Origin of the sequence: Acinetobacter lwoffii (assembly GCF_019048525.1) — a bacterium.
Taxonomy (GTDB): Bacteria; Pseudomonadota; Gammaproteobacteria; order Pseudomonadales; family Moraxellaceae; genus Acinetobacter; species Acinetobacter lwoffii_K.
In genome coordinates this window covers 489,750-507,960 of the sequence record NZ_CP077369.1, presented here as the reverse complement: position 1 = coordinate 507,960, position 18,211 = coordinate 489,750, and the positions used below count along the sequence as shown (strand labels likewise).

The following is an 18,211-nucleotide window of genomic DNA, read 5'->3' as shown; positions in this document are numbered from 1 at the left end:
TTATCCTCTTGGTACGGGGCCAGTCATGCTTGAGTGACGTGAATCGCCCAAGACCGAAATCATCAGCATGGTCGCACCGACAACAGTGACATAGACGCCGACATCAAACAGTGCAGCCGAAGCCAGATGCATTTCTCCAATGATGGGCGGAGAGACATAAATATGTGCACTGGTCAGGAATGGACGTGACCAGAACCAGGCCGCGATTCCGGTCAACCCTGCAATCGTTAAGCCGATCCCGATCCAGATTTCATACAGGCGACCGGATTTGGCGCCAAGCAACTGTTCGGTTTTGTCCTGTCCCACTGCAATATATTGAATAATAAGTGCCAGTGAAGTCACTAGTCCGGCAATAAAACCACCGCCCGGCAGGTTATGGCCACGCAAAAAGATATACAGGCTGACCACCAGCGCGACCGGCAAAATCCAGGATGCGGTAATACGCAACATCAGCGGGGATGGGTTAAAACGATAGGTCAGGCCCTGAGTCATGGTGGTACCATGCGCACGCATGCCATCCATCAGGCTCAGAACACCAATCGCCGCAATGCCGAGTACAGTAATTTCGCCGAAGGTATCGAAACCACGGAAATCGACCAGAATCACATTCACCACATTGGTGCCGCCGCCCAGAGGAATGGACTGTTGCAGGAAGAACCATGAAATGGAATTGTGATCACGGGTCATGATCAGCCAGGCAATTGCCGCAATCCCGAGACCGCCGCCCAAGGCAATAATGGCATCACGCCAGCGACGGGTCGGACTCGATTCATACGGTGTTAACTGAGGCAGTAAAGATAAACTCATCAGGAGCAGAACCGTGGTGACCACATCGACCGTAATCTGGGTCAATGCCAGATCGGGCGCCGAGAAGCCGATAAAGACCATGGTGACGACCAGGCCGACTGCACCGCTAATGAGTACCGCTTTAATCCGCTCATGATGGAACCACAACAGCATCCAGCAGGAAGAGAACAGCAGTAACCACAGGATAATCGCCAGGGCAGGAGCATGGGTCAGCTCGCGCGTACCTGTACCCACCGCATTGCTGAGTAATGGGAGCCCCACCAGCCCGACGGTAAAAATTACAATCCACAATAAATAGCTTTGTAATTTGCCATTTTCAGTGGAACGGCGGAAACGACGTGAATTCAGCAGCAAATTTTTCAAAAATAGATCGAACAGCACCCGGCCCTGTAAGCGACCCAGTTTTGGATCCAAGTCGATTTCACGTAAGACGCCACCTTTGGCGAGAGAAAAGTAAAAGATTGTTCCGCCGAGCAGAGAAATCACACTCATCAGAAGGGGCAGGTTGAAACCATGCCAAAGCGCCAGATGAGTGCCTTCAAAGGCAAAATTCTGGGTGGTGGCTTGAGTAGTGCTGTTGACAATTTTTTCCACCAGAAGAGCCGGTAATAGACCGACTAAAATACATAAAATTGCTAACAAAGTGGCCGGTGCGCGCATACCAAAGGCAGGTTCATGTGCATCTTTATTCGGGACCTGCTTGCCTAGCGGACCATCGAAAAAGACTCCATGCACCAGTCGAATGGAATAAGCCACCGCAAAAATCCCGGCCAGTGTCGCGACAATAGCAGAGCCGACCATAAGTGGACCACTTAAACTGGCGACCAGTTCGGTAAAGAACATTTCCTTAGACAGGAAACCATTGGTCAACGGTACACCCGCCATGGATGCTGCCGTGATCATGGTCAGCGTGGCGGTAAATGGCAGTAATTGCCATAGGCCAGACAGTTTACGTAAGTCACGAGTCCCGGATTCATGATCGATGATGCCGGCAATCATAAACAGTGCCGCTTTAAAGGTGGCATGGTTAATAATATGGAAAATCGCTGCTGCAACAGCCAATGGTGAACCAATCCCGAGCAGACACATGATCAGACCTAAATGGCTGATGGTGGAATAGGCGAGCAAGCCTTTCAGGTCTTCCTTAAAAATGGCAAAGAAGGCGGCCATGCACAGGGTAAACAGACCAACAAAGGTCACAATATTATGAAACAGTGCAGCACCGGCAAAGATCGGGAGCAAACGTGCGACCAGGAATAAACCGGCTTTGACCATGGTGGCCGAGTGCAAATAGGCAGAGACCGGTGTCGGTGCAGCCATGGCATTGGGCAACCAGAAGTGAAACGGGAACTGCGCACTTTTGGTAAAGGCGCCGAGTAAAATCAGCAACAAGGTTGGAACAAATAAATGATGCGACTGAATCTGTTCAGTCATCATCAGGATTTGGTCAAGCTGATAAGTGCCGGTGATTTGACCGAGCAGGACAAAACCGCCCAGCATCGCCAGACCACCCATTCCGGTAATGGTCAGAGCCATACGCGAACCACGTTGCGCCGCTTCGTAATTGCTCCAGTAACCTACCAGCAAGAAGGATGAAATACTGGTCAGTTCCCAGAAAACCAATAAGATAATCAGGTTATTCGACAATGAAATTCCGAGCATCGCCGCCATAAACAGCATCAGCAGGAGATACAGTTTGCTCAGTGAATTTTTTGGATTGAGATAATAATAGGCATAAATATAAATCAGGGTGCCAATTCCGCTGATCAGCAAGGCAAACAGCAATCCCAGAGAATCCAGGCGAAAACTGAAATCAATGCCGAGCTGGGGCAGCCAGGACCAGGTCTGGGTCATCACTGCACCATCAAAGATGGCAGGCGCCTGACTCAATAATAATAAGAAACTGCTGAGGCTGACACCAATTGCCCCTAAAGCCGTTACCCCGCGCGAAAATTGCTTCAGCCACGAGACAAGGGTTGTGCCTAATACTAACGGTAACAATATAATAATCGGCAGCACACTCGTATCCATTGTCATGATTTAGGTTTTGACCAACCTAAGGTGAATCTTTATCTTTCAAGGACTACAGGACCACAAGGAGCGACCCAAACTTCTCAACCTTGAAAGCCAAAAGAATATTCAAAAAAAGAATATAAAACAGTTGTATTGCGCAACTTATAAACGATAGCAAATTCCGATTTTACAATGAAATTCGCAAATAAAACCGATCATATTACAGGATAACAACAACATCAACGTTTTTATGTAGAACTTATAAATTATACGCCGGCTCGGTTTTAACAGGCGCTGCATGCTTAAACAGATCATCTAGAAGTGACCGAAAATTAAGATTAAATTGCAGGCATTGATTGTAAATTTGACTCAAAACAGTTCAATCCTAGCAAAACAGAATGCTGGAAAGGCTTCCTTGTTTACTCAAACAGTCGCTCTTATTTTTTTGAATCTGTTTAGAGCGACTGAGGTAGCGTCGGATGATGCTCCTGAGCAAGTAAAGCGAGCAATTCTTGTTGCTGTTCCGGATTGAGCTGTTCCCGGATCATTTGCAATACTGCAAGCAGTGTGACGGGTTCGGTGACCGTTTCCAATAAAGTATCTTCGGAAGATAGGTCTTTATTTCGCTGCAATTCCAGCTCTGCGTAGATCTGATCAAACTGGGTTTTCATACTTTCAAGATGAATGGGGTGCAGCTGTTTATTTTCCAGTTTCAGACATTGAAAGCCTTGCGCCTGTTCTAGTAATTCAGGCCGGTTGCCGGTTGCAATAATCTGCAAGTTAGGAAAAGCCTGATGCAGGCGTGACAGGATTACTGCTGCCATCTCCTGATCCAGTTGATGATCAATCGCATCAATCAGTAAAACACCTGTACCTTCCTGACATGGAAATAAACTATTGGGATTCAATAGACAAAGACGCCGCACAATATCACCCACCAGCGCAATCCAGTTGCGGATACTGTTGGGCAGTTGCTGGAAGCTAAAGGTCTGTTGCTGATAGGTTACCATCAGTTGCAGCTTGGGCTGATATTTTAAATAAATCTGGCTGACTTCTGGCAGGATCAGTGACAACGCCTGTTTTAAAGCGGCGAGATTTGGTGCATGCAGATGTGCCTGGGCTTTCTCGATCTGCCGGGCCAGTTCATCTCCGCGAATATCCTCTGGCTGCTGTAAGGCACGCGCCAAAATCTGATCCATAAGCTTAGCACTTTGCGCATTTTCAATATCACTGATTTCACGAAACCATTCAAAAAACGGGCAAAGGTGGTGAAAGGAATCGCAGTGATTTCATAAGCATGTGCGGACTGGAGAATGGCCGGGTTATTTTTGTTGAGCAGATTGACTTCATTGGTAAAACGTTCAGCAGGATAATAGGCAATCAGGGGCAAGCCGAGCAGGGGATCGTGCAAGCGGGCTTTCTGATACAAGCTGAGCACACTTTCAAGCTGTGAGGTTTCTGCTTTGCTAAAACCCAGCCCCTGACTGTTTAAAGTCTTGTAGATTTGCCATGAACAGCTTTGTAGGTTCGCAGGCTCAGACTGACTGGATTCTGGCAAGCTGCCCATCTCTTCAGGAAAACCAATCTGGATATCGATTTTGGATTGCAGCCGGTTTTGCATGATGTCCTGATCTTGCATCACCAGACCCGCAGCACGGCTATCACGATAACGGGCTGCAAACCAGGTCAATGCCTGATAGCTAAAACGTAAAAGCGTAGTTTTGCCAGTTCCCTGATTGCCCAGAATCAAGGTAACCGGGCATTGCGGATAATTAAACTGAAGCTGAATGTCGAAAAAATGCAGGGTATGTTTCAGTTGAAGCGCTTGGATGTGCATAGATCACCTGTCCTATGATGTTTACATCCATGCCATGCACCTTAACCGACTGCCTGCCGAAGCGACTGCGGCATTTTGATCTTCAATTGCTGAATCAGGTCATAAATGTGATGAATATTTAAACTCACTTTAGCACGTGTACAGGCCACGTAAAGTAATCTTAATTCTTCATCACTAATTTTATGGTCTTTTTCATTCAGCTTAAACTGATAGTCATCTTCAATATGAACCCGATCCCATTCCAGACCTTTGGCCTTGTGTGCCGTGGAAATAATATAGTCGGCCTGGGCAATTGGTGTGATTTTAGCCAGAGCTTTTTTCAGCGGATCGGTGCCATGTTCGTCCACCAGTTTGACCAGTGGCTTGATGTCACTGCCTTCATTAGTTTCACAGTATTCATGGACATCATGCCAGGAGTTAAACCAGGCCAGTTCCGGCACATCAACCACACGTTTGCCCTGTTTCAGCATGGCAGCCGCATCGACAAAACGATTCAGTTTGACGTGATCGGCTTGCAGGCTGACTTTGTCACCGCGTACCAGTCCGGCCAGTAGCAATTCCATGGCCCGGGCATTGGTCCGACATAAAATTGCATCACGCATTTTGGTATGCGGTTTATTCACGACTTTAGAATCTAACAACGGATTGCCCAGCAAAGGCACAGTCTCATTGAGGGCACCTAAAATGGCATTGGCATTCAGGGCAATTTCAGGACCAAAACGAAATGAGGTGGTCAGACGTGATTCAGGCAGAGGCAGTTGCTGCATGGCATTGACTGCACCGCGCCAGGCATAGATCTGCTGATGCGCATCTCCGACATAAATCACTTGGGTGCTGCGCTGTTTCAGTAGAATTCCCAGCATTAAGGGATCGGCATCCTGAGCTTCATCGAATAGCACATAATCGGCCGGAATATTCGGCTCAGACAGTGCCCAGAGTTTCAGGTAAATGTCATGACCAATGCCGGCCTGATGATTTGGATCAATCGACTCTAGCCAGCGCCGTTCGACTGCCGGATAAAGCTTCTGCTGCAAGGTCTCGATATCATCTGGATGCAGCCAGCTTGGTGCCTGAATATGCCGTGGGGCAGGGTATTGCGAACTGGTCGAGCAGAAATAACCGACAGCATTGGCGACTAAACTCGCCAGACGCGAAGGCATCAAGACATATTTTTCATATCTTCCGCCCATCATACGGCGCATGGTCATCGGTTCAAGCCGGTATTCTTTGGCAATAAAACTTGGACTCAAGCGTGGCAGACGCAGTTTGTCGGTGACTCCACGTGGAACACTGCGAAACGCCAGCGAGTGAAAAGTACGGCAATCGACACCCCGGTGAAATTTGGCTTGCGCTTCACTGGCAATGGCCTTGTTAAAAGCCAGATACATGCCACGTCTTTGCGGCATGGCATCACTGATCATTTGCAGGGTGGTGGTTTTACCTGTGCCCGCATAGGCAATCACCTTAAAGGATTTGCCCAGACGTGCGTTATCAATAGCAGTCGCCTGCTCATAGGTCGCGGTCGGTTTTTTTAAATCAGACACAGATGAATTCAAGACTTAATGCTGACGATTGGCTTTTTCAACCAGGCCGGACAAGCCTTGGCGACGAGCCAGTTCATTGAGTACCAATTGCACATCCAGGTCGAAATAACCCAGCATCACGATGGTATGGAACCACAGATCTGCCACTTCATAGATCAGATCATTTTTATGGTCTGCGGAAGCATCCTGATCAAAGTCTTTGGCTGCCAGCACAGTTTCAAAGCTTTCTTCGCCGACTTTTTCTAAAATCTTGTTCAAGCCTTTATGGTACAGCTTGGCCACATAAGATGAATCTGGATCAGCCTGTTTGCGTTCTGCCATCATTTGGCCCAGATAAGACAGGACTTCAACCTGTTCTGATTGAACGGTTGATGCTTCCATCGCCAGCGTATGCGGATTTGTGGATTTTTCACCATAAATCGCAGACGGGTCTTTCAACTGTGCATCGACAATTTCCCAGCCATTTGGCGTGAGCTTGCGATAGAAGCATGATTCACGGCCAGTATGGCAGGCAATGCCACCATGCTGTTCAATTTGCAGCACAATCACATCGGCATCACAGTCCAGACGGATTTCATGTACGGTCTGAAAATGTCCTGATTCTTCGCCCTTATGCCATAACTTGTTGCGTGAACGGGAGAAATACACTGCCTGATTTTTTTCGGCAGTTAAAGCCAAGGCTTCACGGTTCATCCAGGCCACCATCAACACACGACCAGTTTGATGATGCTGGGCAATGGCAGGGACTAATCCTTGTTCGTTAAATTTTACTTCATCGAGCCATTGCGCGTTATTCATAAGGGTTTCCATCATTTCAATCAAAATATAAAAATACGGATAGGAAATATCCGCTGATAGTGTACGTGATCTCGCAGCATTTGCGACAAAAATCTGTATCGACAGGACAGGCTGTGTCGTGTATACATCAGAATCACCGGCTTTGATCTGGATGTTTCAAGACTGAAGCATTAAAAAGCCGCCCGGTAGGCGGCCTGTATTTTCAGGAAATTATTCCAGTAAAAATTACCAGTGTTCGCCCGGGAACAGACGCGCATATGCTTTTTGTACCAGGTTCAGTTTTTGTGGTTGTCCCACAGAGGCACTTGAACTTGGGAACAGGTTATAACCAATCGACATCAACACGTTGTTAATATCTGGGGCTATTGAGTAGGTGATCGATGCCAGACGACCCAAACCGGTGGCGACTTTCTTCGGACGTTTCACAATCGCATAGGCAATCAGGTCAGCCGCCTGTTCCGGAGAAAGTGTCGGTACATATTTATAGATTTTGGTCGGTGCAATCATCGGGGTGCGTACCAAAGGCATGTAGATCGAGGTGATTGCAATTTTGTGCGAATGTACTTCTGCAGACAGGCAGCGACTAAAGGCATCTAATGCTGCTTTTGAGGCAACATAGGCCGAAAAACGGGTGGCGTTAGCCAGTACGCCAATTGAACTGATATTGATAATATGACCTGCACGGCGAATCATCATTTGTGGCAGGATATTCATGACCAGACGCACCGCGCCAAAATAATTCAGCTGCATGGTACGTTCAAAATCATGGAAACGATCCACTGACTCATGTACCGCACGGCGAATCGAACGTCCTGCATTATTGATCAGAATATCGATATGGTCGACTGAAGCAATGATCTGTTTGGAGACTTCATCAATGGCTTCCATATCATTTAAATCACATGGAAATATCGAGGCTTTGCCGCCTTTGGCTTCAATTTCTGATTTTACTTGTTCTAGGGTTTCTTGTGTGCGGGCTACCAGTAAAACATGGGCACCTGCATCGGCCAATTGATGTGCTGTGGTTAGGCCAATACCGCTGGATGCACCAGTAATCAGCACGGTTTTACCTGCAACACACTTTTCCAGTTGTTTGAGTAGTCTAGTTTTCACGTTTGTTATCCCTAATTTGAAGTCTGCGTTCAAATTATTTTTATTAAAGGTCTATGGCGCTCTAACAGAAGACGAGAGCGAAGGTGAGTATGGATATGATAACTAATTCTTCAGGAAAATCTATACATTAAATTATTGAAATTAAAATAAAAATTAGAGTAATTGCTCTATTTGTGTTCGCTATTTCATTTAACTTTTATCATGAAAATAAAAAGCAAAGCAAGTGGCTGTTTTAGAAAATAAATAAAAAACCTCATCAGAAATGATGAGGTTTCGGGTCAGTTCTAAGCACTGCTTTAAACGGCGGCCAATGCCTGTTCCAGATCGGCAATCAGGTCGTCAATATGCTCAATTCCAATGGAAAGTCGTACCATATCTTCACTGACACCGGCAGATTTCAGTTCTTCAGCATTCAGCTGACGATGGGTGGTGGTGGCAGGATGACAGGCCAGACTTTTGGCATCACCGATATTGACCAGACGGGTGAACAGTTGCAGGGCATCAATAAAACGTGTGCCCCCTTCAAGGCCATGCTGCACTCCGAAAGTCAGAATGGCAGACGGTTTACCTTTCACATATTTCTGTGCCAAGGCATGCTGTGGATGATCTTTCAGGCCAGCGTAATTGACCCATTTCACTTTAGGATGTTTTTGCAGATATTCAGCGACTTTCAGTGCGTTTTCGGTATGACGTTCCATTCGCAGGCTTAAGGTTTCCAGACCTTGCAGAATCAGAAACACATTTTGTGGACTAATCGCAGCGCCGGTATTACGCAGCGGCACTACACGCGCACGTGCGATATATGCTGCTTCCCCCAAAACTTCAACATAGTTCACGCCGTGGTAACTTGGATCTGGTGTATTGAGGGCAGGGAAGCGTTCAGGATATTTACCCCACGGGAATTTGCCGCTATCCACAATGATGCCGCCAATGGAATTGCCATGACCACCGATATATTTGGTCAGGGAATGCACGATAATATCTGCACCGAAATCGAAAGATTTTTGAAGTACTGGGGTGGCAACAGTATTGTCGACAATGACCGGCACGCCATATTCGTGCGCAATTTTAGAGATTTCTTCCAGATCAATAATATTACCCAGTGGGTTACCAATTGATTCCACAAAAACCAGTTTGGTTTTTTCATCAATCAGGTCATGCAGACTTTCCGGTTTTTCATAATCAAAGAAACGGACTTCAATACCTTGTTTGGGCAGGGTGTGCGCAAAAAGATTATAGGTACCTCCGTAAAGCGTCGATACCGAAGCAATATTGTCCCCAGCTTCAGCAATGGTCTGAATTGCATAGGTAATCGCAGCCATGCCAGAGGCCAAAGCCAGTGCACCAATTCCACCCTCAAGCGCTGCTACACGTTGTTCAAGTACTGCAGTGGTCGGGTTCATAATCCGGGTATAGATATTTCCCTGTACCTTTAAATCAAACAAATCGGCCCCATGTTGTGTATTGTCAAAGGCATAAGATGTGGTTTGATAAATTGGTACAGCCACTGCTTTAGTGGTTGCTTCGGGGGTATAGCCTGCGTGAATCGCTAAAGTTTCTGCTTTATAACTCATTCTGTTTGATCTTCTTGTTTAAGCTTATGGCTTGAGTGTAGCATTTTTACATATAAGTAAAAGTGCAATTTTATTGAAATGAATATATGAAATATTCATATACCAGTCTGGATTTAATCCGGTTATTTTACTGAAAATGGTTGTTTAAAAAAACATCAGCAATAAACTTGTAACAATGCATGCAAGTTCATGGCAATGGCTTATGTTTTTGCTGCTTTCTGCGTATAATAGCCGATTATTTTTTCGCTCATTTTTGAGCTGGGGTGGTTGTTTTAACCCCATTTGGTTTTTCAGTTGAGGAGTCCTACGTGGCCCAATATATTTACACGATGAACCGAGTGTCGAAGATGGTTCCGCCTAAGCGCGAAATCCTGAAAGACATCTCCTTATCATTTTTCCCAGGCGCTAAAATTGGTGTGCTTGGTTTAAACGGTGCAGGTAAATCTACCTTGCTTCGTATTATGGCGGGCGTAGATAAAGATTTCTCTGGTGAAGCACGTGCGCAACCGGGTATAAAAATCGGTTATCTTGAGCAAGAACCACCTTTAGATGAAACTAAAGACGTTCGTGGTAACGTCGAAGATGGTTTACGTGAACCGCTTGATGCCTTGGCACGTCTGGATGAAGTCTTTGCTGAATATGCAGCAGAAGATGCGGATTTCGATGCACTTGCGAAAGAGCAAGAGAAGCTTGAAGCGATTATCCAGACTTGGGATGCGCATAACCTTGCGAACCAGATGGATCAAGCAGCTGCAGCATTGAACTTGCCTGCTTGGGATGCAGATGTATCTAAGCTTTCAGGTGGTGAACGTCGTCGTGTGGCGCTGTGCCGATTACTTCTGTCTAAACCAGATATGTTACTTCTAGACGAACCAACGAACCATTTAGATGCTTCATCTGTATCTTGGTTGGAACGTTTCTTGAAAGACTTCCCGGGTACCATCGTCGCTATTACGCATGACCGTTACTTCTTGGATAACGTTGCTGAATGGATTCTGGAGCTTGACCGTGGTATGGGCATTCCGTATCAAGGTAACTACTCTTCTTGGCTTGAGCAGAAAAATGCCCGTTTAGAGCAAGAGAACAAGCAGGAAGAATCTTTTGCTAAAGCATTGAAAAAAGAACTTGAATGGGTTCGTTCTAATGCCAAAGGTCAGCAAAAGAAAAACAAAGCGCGTATGGAGCGTTTTGAAGAGCTTAACTCGCGCGAATTCCAGCAACGTAACGAAACTTCTGAAATCTACATTCCACCTGGCCCACGTCTGGGCAACAAGGTTGTAGAAGTTGAAGGCATCAGTAAATCGTTTGGTGATCGCTTACTGTACAAAGATTTAACGTTCACAGTACCACCTGCTGCAATTGTGGGTATCGTGGGTGAGAACGGTGCGGGTAAAACCACGCTATTCCGTATGATGACTGGCGAACAGCAACCAGATACCGGTACGGTAACGCTGGGTGAATCGGTTAAAGTGGCTTATGTCGGTCAGATCCGTGACACCTTAGATAACAACAAAACCGTTTGGGAAGAAGTTTCTGGCGGTTTAGATATCTTGAAGATTGGTGATTACGAAATTGCATCTCGTGCGTATATCGGTCGCTTTAACTTTAAAGGTCAGGATCAGCAAAAGCGTGTAGGTCAATTATCAGGTGGTGAGCGTAACCGTTTACAACTTGCGAAAATCCTGCAAATGGGCGCAAACGTGATTTTGCTGGATGAACCATCGAACGACTTGGACATCGAAACCTTGCGTGCACTTGAGGATGCCATTTTGGTATTCCCAGGTACTGTGATGGTGATCTCGCATGACCGTTGGTTCCTAGACCGTATTGCAACGCACATCTTGTCATTCGAAGGTGAAACACCTGAATTCTTCACTGGTAACTATGCTGAATTCGAAGAATATCGCCGTAAACGTGATGGTGATGATCTTGTAGCGAAGCGTCAAAAATATCGCAAAATCGGTGTTTAATCATCTCCGACTTTTGTAAATAAAAAAACCAGCCTCAGGACTGGTTTTTTTATGTTTATTATATGGTGGAGGGTAAATTAGATTTCCCACTCATGATTACATTCACGGCATTTCCATTTCTTTTGGGTTTGCATGAATGCCTGCATTGAAATTTTAAAATCAGGTAAGTCCTTATAGAACATAAAGCCTGCGATCAAAGAAAGAATAAAGACGATCACAGTCGCAGTCTGTAAAGTGGTACCTGCACCATCGCCAAAAATCCACATCGCGATACTAATAATCACCAGCAATAACAACAGGAACAGGGTAGGGACCAGAAACATTAAGCTTTTAGGAACCACTGGACGTGGAGCTGCTTGACCTGGCTGGGCCACTGGCATGATTTTCGGGCTTTGACACTTAGGGCAACGATATTGCATTACAACTCCAAAATTCTAAATTACTGATTATTTTATCGGAAGATGCGAAGAAACCGAAATATTGCCCAACATAAAATATACAGGCAATAAAAAACCCAAGTCGCAATGCTTGGGTTTTTTATAAGATGACCATAATATATTATGGTCATCTTGAATATGGCGTCCCTACGGGGATTCGAACCCCGGTTACCGCCGTGAAAGGGCGATGTCCTAGGCCTCTAGACGATAGGGACAATTGAGGCAAATAACACAGCTAAAGCAAGACTTGATTTGGTGGAGTCAAGGAGGATCGAACTCCTGACCTCTACAATGCCATTGTAGCGCTCTACCAACTGAGCTATGACCCCAGTCTGTGTGAGCGCTATATTAGGGATATCGCGCTCACACGTCAACACAAAAATTAATTAAGCTTGATCAACTGCTTCATTTTTCGGCAACTTTAAGCTTTCATTGAGTTTTTCCCAGACTTTCAGCTCTTTTTTGCTTGGACCACCGACAATTTCCAGTGCATGACGTAAACGTGCAAAGGTTAGATCCGGACCAATGGTCACCATCGTTTGCATCACTGGTGTAGACGCAGTCGAACCGGCGATCGCAATAAAGAACGCAGGCATGAAATCACGTAGCTTGATTTCCATCTGTGTCGCCAAGTCCATCAAGGTCTGGCTCACCGTGTCGTTATTCCAAGTAAACAGGCTTTCTAAACGCCAAATTGCGAATTGAAGACTTTGACGTACCTGTTCATCCGACAGTTTCTTGCTTTCAAACTGTTCTTTAGACAGGGTCGGGAAATGGTTGAAATAATGTGCAGACCAGTTCACAGCTTCAGACAGCAGGTTAATACGCGGTTGAATCGCAGCTGCAATTTCTTCCAGTTTTGCGCGGTCTGCTTTCCAGGCCAATAAGGTGTCAAGTAATTCAGCCGGGCTGAGTGCCTTGATCCATTGACCATTTAACCAGTTCAATTTCTCAACATCAAAGATCGGACCACCGAGGGATACACGTTTGATATCAAAATGCTCAATCATTTCAGCCAGAGTGAATTTTTCACTTTCATCTGGCATTGACCAGCCCATACGACCCAAGTAGTTCAACAAGGCTTCAGGCAGTACACCGATGTCTCTGTAATAGTTAATTGAGGTCGGGTTTTTACGTTTAGACAGCTTAGATTTATCCGGGTTACGCAGCAGTGGCATGTGGCATAGTATCGGCATTTCCCAACCAAAATATTGATACAGCAACTGATGTTTCGGCGCAGATGGAATCCATTCTTCACCACGAATTACGTGGGTGATTTGCATCAAATGGTCATCTACTACGTTAGCCAAGTGGTAGGTTGGTAGGCCATCGGTTTTCAGCAGGATTTGCATGTCTACTTGCGTCCATGGAATTTCGACTTCACCACGTAGCATGTCATTGAATTTACATACGCCTTCAGTTGGTACTTTCATACGGATGACGTGTGGTTCGCCAGCGGCCAAACGGCGCTCAACTTCTTCTTGAGTGAGATTCAGACCGCGACCGTCATAACGTGGCGACTCACCACGTGCCTGCTGTTCTGCACGCATTTGATCCAGTTCTTCAGCAGTTGCGAAACAGTAGAAAGCATGACCTTTCTCTACCAGTTCCAAGGCATAATTTTTATAGATATCCATACGTTCTGACTGGCGATACGGCGCATGCGGGCCACCGACATCAGGACCTTCAGACCAGTTCAGACCCAACCAGCGCAATGAATCCAGGATCATTTTTTCAGATTCAGGCGTTGAGCGCAGTTGGTCAGTATCTTCAATACGAAGAATGAATTCACCACCATGCTGTTTAGCAAAACATAAGTTAAACAAGGCGATATAGGCAGTACCTACATGCGGAAAACCAGTAGGAGAAGGTGCAATACGAGTACGAACAGTCATAGCCGGATCTAATCTTAGATATAAAATTGCAGCTATTATAGCGAAAAAGCCACATCACTTAATGCTTTATTCAACATTGAATGATGTGGCTTTTAAATCCGGGAATATTCAGCGCTGTTGAGGCTGATTAAGAATGAGCGCTCGAAAAAATACTTTGGACAAAGCGGGTGAAGCGGTAATTCTGTTCTGCAAAGAAATTTTGCGAAGGTGCGACTTTAAATGCAGTCAAGACTTTTAGATTATCTTCTGTTTGAAGTGTTTTTTCAGTTTTTTGTTGCTGAATCGCTTTTTCAATCGGCGAAGTCTTACTTTCAACAGTGCTTACTGTAGGCTTCGGCAAATCTGTCTTCACAACAACGGCATGACCGAGTTGAATCGAGAACAACATAATCAGGCTTAGGATGCTGGCTGTGAATAATGTAAATTTCATATCCAAACTTCCTCCTTACTGCTGGTTGGTTTTATTTTGTTAAAAATGTTTTTTTAATACTCTGTCTACAATTTAATCACAGTTGATCATAAAGAAGTAGAACCAAGTCACATTTTTTACAAAAGAAATAATATAACTCTGTGGAAAATTACCAAAAATCGTAATTTCCTGTTTTGGTGGCCTATTTTTAACAGACAACTGTGAAGAGAACGTGAAGAACTGTCTTATATTGTAGCAGAAGATTACTTTTCTAGCAGAATATGTATCCGAATTTAATTGTTAGAAGATATCTCAAAATCATAAATAGATTGTAGATATTGTTATAAACATATGATTGTTATGTTTATTTTTGATTTGTATAGTGCAGGTCATATAAACAATGAGTTACATCAAATGAAAAAAATAATAGCATCCGCAATCTTGACAATTTTAGTGGGAACAGCAGTACAGAATTCCATTGCCAAAGATTTCCTGAATGTCTCTTATGACCCGACCCGTGAATTTTATCAGGAATATAACGAAGAATTTGGCAAATTTTGGAAGCAGAAAACCGGACAAACGGTTAATTTTAAACAGTCGCATGGCGGTTCAGGCAAGCAGGCACGTTCGGTGGTCGATGGTTTGCAGGCCGATGTCGTAACCTTGGCCTTGGCCAATGATATCGAAGAAATCGTCAATGCAGGTTTAATCGAGAAAGACTGGCAAAAAGAGTTTCCGAGTAATTCGGCACCTTATACCTCTACGATTGTATTCTTGGTGCGTAAAGGGAATCCAAAGCAAATCAAAGACTGGAATGATCTGACCAAAGCGGGTGTGGACATTATTACCCCAAACCCAAAAACCGGTGGCGCACCGCGTTGGATCTACCTGTCTGCTTGGGGTTATGCGCTGAAACAGCCTGGCGGGAATGATGCGAAAGCCAAAGAGCTGGTGAAAAAACTTTATCAAAATGTCAAAGTGCTCGACTCCGGTGCTCGTGGTTCACTGACGACGTTTGCCGAGCGCGGCATTGGCGATGTGCTTTTATCCTGGGAAAATGAAGCCTTGCTGGCGATGCAAGGGCTGGGTAAAGACAAATACGATATCGTCTATCCATCGATTTCCATTCTGGCCGAGCCATCAGTAGCGATTGTCGATAAAAACGTGAATAAAAATGGCAATACCCATCTGGCCAAAGGTTATTTGAACTATTTGTATTCACCGAAAGGGCAGGAGCTTGCTGCGAAATATTTCTTCCGTCCGCGGGACGCCAAAGTGGCTGCCAAATATTCAGACCAGTTTCCGAAAATCCAGACCTTTACCATTGATAAAGTCTTTGGTGGTTGGGCCAAAGCGCAAAAAACACATTTTGTGAATGGGGCGATTTATGACCAGATTTACAATGAAAAAAGATAAGTGAGCGGTAGTCTAAATACAATAAAGAAAATGGCTAAAGTGTTATCCATTTTCTTTATATCTAATGCATAAAATTCTATATATTAGATATAAGTAGAATAATAAATAGTATTTTCCTTTTAAAAACAAAATATTAATACAGAAAAACCTTTTATTTTATCGTGTTGTGATGTTGTAGGGTGAATTGCGATAAATGATTTTATTTCATATAGTTATATCTAATGAAGATAAACTCCGTGCTGCCATGAAAACTCAATTAAAATCGTTATTTAGTGCTGCCTTATTGGCGACTGGTTTAGGCATGACCGCGACTGCTTCACAAGCAGCAGACCGTCAGTTTCTAAATGTATCCTATGATGCTACGCGTGAGTTCTATGATGAATTTAACAAATCATTTGGGGCTTACTGGAAAAACCGCACCGGTCTGGATGTGAATTTCAAGCAGTCACATGGCGGTTCGGGCAAACAGGCACGTTCTGTGGTCGATGGCTTGAAAGGTGATGTGGTGACTTTGGCGCTGGCCAATGACATCGAAGAAATTGTGAAATCTGGTCAGATTCAGCCAGGCTGGCAAAAGGAATTCCCACACAACTCCGCACCTTATACCTCGACGATCGTATTCATGGTACGTAAAGGCAATCCGAAAGGCATCAAGGACTGGAATGACTTAACCAAACCAGGCGTGCAAATTATTACGCCGAACCCAAAAACGGGTGGTTTGCCGCGTTGGGTGTATCTGTCTGCATGGGGTTATGCCGAGAAACAGCCAGGCGGTAATAAAGCCAAAGCACAGGAATTTGTGGGCAAGCTTTATAAGAACGTGAAAGTGATGGATTCTGCTGCACGTGCTTCAATGACCACTTTTGCCGAGCGTGGGATTGGCGATGTATTGCTGACTTGGGAAAATGAAGCTTTAGTAACGCAAAAAACCTTGGGCAAAGACAAGTTTGATATCGTTTATCCATCGATTACGATTTTGACTGAACCATCAGTGGCGATTGTGGATCGTACAGTAGAGAAAAATGGCAATAAATGGTTGGCAACTGGTTATATCAATTACCTGTATTCACCATTGGGTCAGGAAATGGCAGCTAAACATTTCTATCGTCCACGTAATGAAAAAGTATTAGCCAAATATTCGGCACAGTTCCCAAAAATCAAAACCTTTACCATTGATGAAGTCTTTGGTGGTTGGGCCAATGCACAGAAAACCCATTTTGTGAATGGTGCAATTTTCGACCAGATTTATAACAGCAAACGTTAATTGATCTGCGAAGTCATCTTGGTTGGAAAAAGCCTCCGAAACTGGAGGCTTTTTTGTATGAGAAAAATGCTAAAACGGTTTTCTCTATGGAAATTAATATTTATCTACAAAAAGTCGTTTGGAGCTTTGCCTAAACAGGGTGATAATGTGCAGTTAAATTTTTCCCCCTATTGATTGAGTTTTTATGTCACATATTTCTGTATTACTTCACGAAACGATTGATGCCTTGTTGGCGGGTCGCAATACGGGAACTTATGTGGATGGGACCTTTGGTCGTGGTGGACATACGCGTTTATTGCTGTCCAAATTAGATGAACATGCACGCGTTTATGCCTTTGATAAAGATCCACAGGCACTGGCGGTGGCGGCTGAACTCGAACAAGAAGATTCACGTTTTAAAATTATTCATGCCAGCTTTGCTGATCTGAAAGATGCATTGGCTGAGTTGGGCATTGAACAGGTCGATGGGGTGATGGCGGATCTTGGTGTTTCTTCACCGCAGCTGGATCAGGCTGAACGTGGTTTCAGTTTTATGAAAGATGGCCCGCTGGATATGCGCATGGATAACTCGCAAGGTCCAACTGCAGCAGAATGGCTGACCCAGATTGAAGAAGAAGCACTGGCGAATATCATTTTTAAATATGGTGAAGAGCGTTATAGTCGCCGTATTGCCAAAGCGATTAAAGCTGCCGGATATATTGATACCACGGCAAAGCTGGCTGAGATTGTAAAAGTAGCGCACCCGAAATGGGAAAAAAATAAGCATGCTGCGACCCGTACTTTCCAGGCAATTCGTATTGCTATTAATAAGGAATTAGAAGATATTGAAATCTTCTTGCCTCAGGCCGTTGAAATCTTGAAACCTGAAGCACGTTTGGCGGTGATTAGCTTCCATTCACTGGAAGACCGTTTGATTAAACAATTTATTCAAAAAGAGTCAACGCTTGAAGAGGATTCAGGCTGGGGAATGCCACAACAACAGAAAGATACGCGACGTTTAAAGAAAGTTTCTCGTGTTAAAGCCAGTGATGAGGAGGTCAAAGCCAATCCTCGTTCACGTAGTGCATGGCTCCGGGTAGCAGAACGTTTAGCTTAATAGGCAGATCATGAAAACGGAAGTGGTTGATAAAAAAA

The 18,211-nt window shown here is 44.8% G+C and carries 12 protein-coding genes, 2 tRNA genes and 1 pseudogene; 4 read left to right on the top strand and 11 right to left on the bottom strand.

Annotated features, from left to right (window positions below; genetic code table 11):
- From I6L24_RS02455 to I6L24_RS02430, 6 genes and pseudogenes are all read right to left on the bottom strand, one after another.
- Positions 1 to 2,838 (bottom strand): monovalent cation/H+ antiporter subunit A, encoded by a 2,838-nt coding sequence (locus I6L24_RS02455; protein WP_004281115.1) that lies wholly within the window; start codon positions 2,836 to 2,838, stop codon positions 1 to 3.
- A gap of 437 nt (positions 2,839 to 3,275) precedes the next feature.
- Positions 3,276 to 4,657, bottom strand: a pseudogene (locus I6L24_RS02450) (ATP-binding protein).
- 41 nt (positions 4,658 to 4,698) lie between these two features.
- Positions 4,699 to 6,201, bottom strand: a complete 1,503-nt coding sequence (locus tag I6L24_RS02445; RefSeq protein ID WP_085064364.1) for a UvrD-helicase domain-containing protein — start codon at positions 6,199 to 6,201, stop codon at positions 4,699 to 4,701.
- 15 nt (positions 6,202 to 6,216) lie between these two features.
- Positions 6,217 to 6,999, bottom strand: coding sequence for a bifunctional phosphoribosyl-AMP cyclohydrolase/phosphoribosyl-ATP diphosphatase HisIE (hisIE, locus tag I6L24_RS02440; protein ID WP_085064365.1), 783 nt, complete (start codon positions 6,997 to 6,999; stop codon positions 6,217 to 6,219).
- A gap of 225 nt (positions 7,000 to 7,224) precedes the next feature.
- The gene (locus I6L24_RS02435; RefSeq protein WP_085064329.1) at positions 7,225 to 8,112 is read right to left on the bottom strand and encodes an SDR family NAD(P)-dependent oxidoreductase; all 888 of its coding nucleotides are present in this window, start codon (positions 8,110 to 8,112) and stop codon (positions 7,225 to 7,227) included.
- A 296-nt stretch (positions 8,113 to 8,408) separates the two neighbouring features.
- Positions 8,409 to 9,686 (bottom strand): O-acetylhomoserine aminocarboxypropyltransferase/cysteine synthase family protein, encoded by a 1,278-nt coding sequence (locus I6L24_RS02430; protein WP_064102368.1) that lies wholly within the window; start codon positions 9,684 to 9,686, stop codon positions 8,409 to 8,411.
- Positions 9,687 to 9,994: 308 nt separating this feature from the next.
- On the opposite strand from I6L24_RS02430, the gene ettA reads away from it, so the two are divergent.
- Positions 9,995 to 11,656 carry an energy-dependent translational throttle protein EttA gene (ettA, locus tag I6L24_RS02425; RefSeq protein WP_005263915.1) on the top strand — a complete coding sequence of 554 codons (1,662 nt, stop codon included), beginning with the start codon at positions 9,995 to 9,997 and terminating at the stop codon, positions 11,654 to 11,656.
- 77 nt (positions 11,657 to 11,733) lie between these two features.
- Here ettA and I6L24_RS02420 read toward each other — a convergent pair whose 3' ends face one another.
- The 5 genes from I6L24_RS02420 to I6L24_RS02400 all read right to left on the bottom strand — a co-directional run bounded on the left by I6L24_RS02420 (position 11,734) and on the right by I6L24_RS02400 (position 14,418).
- On the bottom strand, positions 11,734 to 12,075 hold the full coding sequence (locus I6L24_RS02420) for a hypothetical protein (protein WP_086044376.1): 342 nt from the start codon (positions 12,073 to 12,075) through the stop codon (positions 11,734 to 11,736).
- Between the two features lie 157 nt (positions 12,076 to 12,232).
- Positions 12,233 to 12,308, bottom strand: a tRNA-Glu gene (locus I6L24_RS02415).
- Positions 12,309 to 12,346: 38 nt separating this feature from the next.
- Positions 12,347 to 12,422: transfer RNA gene (locus I6L24_RS02410), tRNA-Ala, on the bottom strand.
- A 57-nt stretch (positions 12,423 to 12,479) separates the two neighbouring features.
- Complete coding sequence (gltX, locus tag I6L24_RS02405; RefSeq protein WP_086044377.1) at positions 12,480 to 13,988, bottom strand: glutamate--tRNA ligase; 1,509 nt, start codon at positions 13,986 to 13,988, stop codon at positions 12,480 to 12,482.
- Between the two features lie 127 nt (positions 13,989 to 14,115).
- On the bottom strand, positions 14,116 to 14,418 hold the full coding sequence (locus I6L24_RS02400; RefSeq protein ID WP_004281126.1) for a hypothetical protein: 303 nt from the start codon (positions 14,416 to 14,418) through the stop codon (positions 14,116 to 14,118).
- Positions 14,419 to 14,811: 393 nt separating this feature from the next.
- Here I6L24_RS02400 and I6L24_RS02395 point away from each other — a divergent pair, with 393 nt between their 5' ends.
- The 3 genes from I6L24_RS02395 (at position 14,812) to rsmH (ending at position 18,173) form a co-directional block, all read left to right on the top strand.
- Positions 14,812 to 15,813 (top strand): sulfate ABC transporter substrate-binding protein, encoded by a 1,002-nt coding sequence (locus I6L24_RS02395; RefSeq protein WP_086044927.1) that lies wholly within the window; start codon positions 14,812 to 14,814, stop codon positions 15,811 to 15,813.
- Between the two features lie 244 nt (positions 15,814 to 16,057).
- Positions 16,058 to 17,077: a sulfate ABC transporter substrate-binding protein gene (locus tag I6L24_RS02390; RefSeq protein ID WP_086044928.1), complete on the top strand. Its 1,020-nt coding sequence runs from the start codon at positions 16,058 to 16,060 to the stop codon at positions 17,075 to 17,077.
- A gap of 184 nt (positions 17,078 to 17,261) precedes the next feature.
- The gene (gene rsmH, locus I6L24_RS02385; RefSeq protein ID WP_086044378.1) at positions 17,262 to 18,173 is read left to right on the top strand and encodes a 16S rRNA (cytosine(1402)-N(4))-methyltransferase RsmH; all 912 of its coding nucleotides are present in this window, start codon (positions 17,262 to 17,264) and stop codon (positions 18,171 to 18,173) included.
- The last annotated feature ends 38 nt before the right edge of the window (positions 18,174 to 18,211 follow it).

Excerpts from the sequence above, each read along its gene's own strand:
- I6L24_RS02455 (WP_004281115.1), bottom strand. The coding sequence starts at position 2,838 with ATGGATACGAGTGTGCTGCCGATTATTATATTGTTACCGTTAGTATTA.
- hisIE (WP_085064365.1), bottom strand. The coding sequence starts at position 6,999 with ATGAATAACGCGCAATGGCTCGATGAAGTAAAATTTAACGAACAAGGA.
- I6L24_RS02430 (WP_064102368.1), bottom strand. The coding sequence starts at position 9,686 with ATGAGTTATAAAGCAGAAACTTTAGCGATTCACGCAGGCTATACCCCC.
- I6L24_RS02420 (WP_086044376.1), bottom strand. The coding sequence starts at position 12,075 with ATGCAATATCGTTGCCCTAAGTGTCAAAGCCCGAAAATCATGCCAGTG.
- gltX (WP_086044377.1), bottom strand. The coding sequence starts at position 13,988 with ATGACTGTTCGTACTCGTATTGCACCTTCTCCTACTGGTTTTCCGCAT.
- I6L24_RS02400 (WP_004281126.1), bottom strand. The coding sequence starts at position 14,418 with ATGAAATTTACATTATTCACAGCCAGCATCCTAAGCCTGATTATGTTG.
- I6L24_RS02395 (WP_086044927.1), top strand. The coding sequence starts at position 14,812 with ATGAAAAAAATAATAGCATCCGCAATCTTGACAATTTTAGTGGGAACA.
- I6L24_RS02390 (WP_086044928.1), top strand. The coding sequence starts at position 16,058 with ATGAAAACTCAATTAAAATCGTTATTTAGTGCTGCCTTATTGGCGACT.
- rsmH (WP_086044378.1), top strand. The coding sequence starts at position 17,262 with ATGTCACATATTTCTGTATTACTTCACGAAACGATTGATGCCTTGTTG.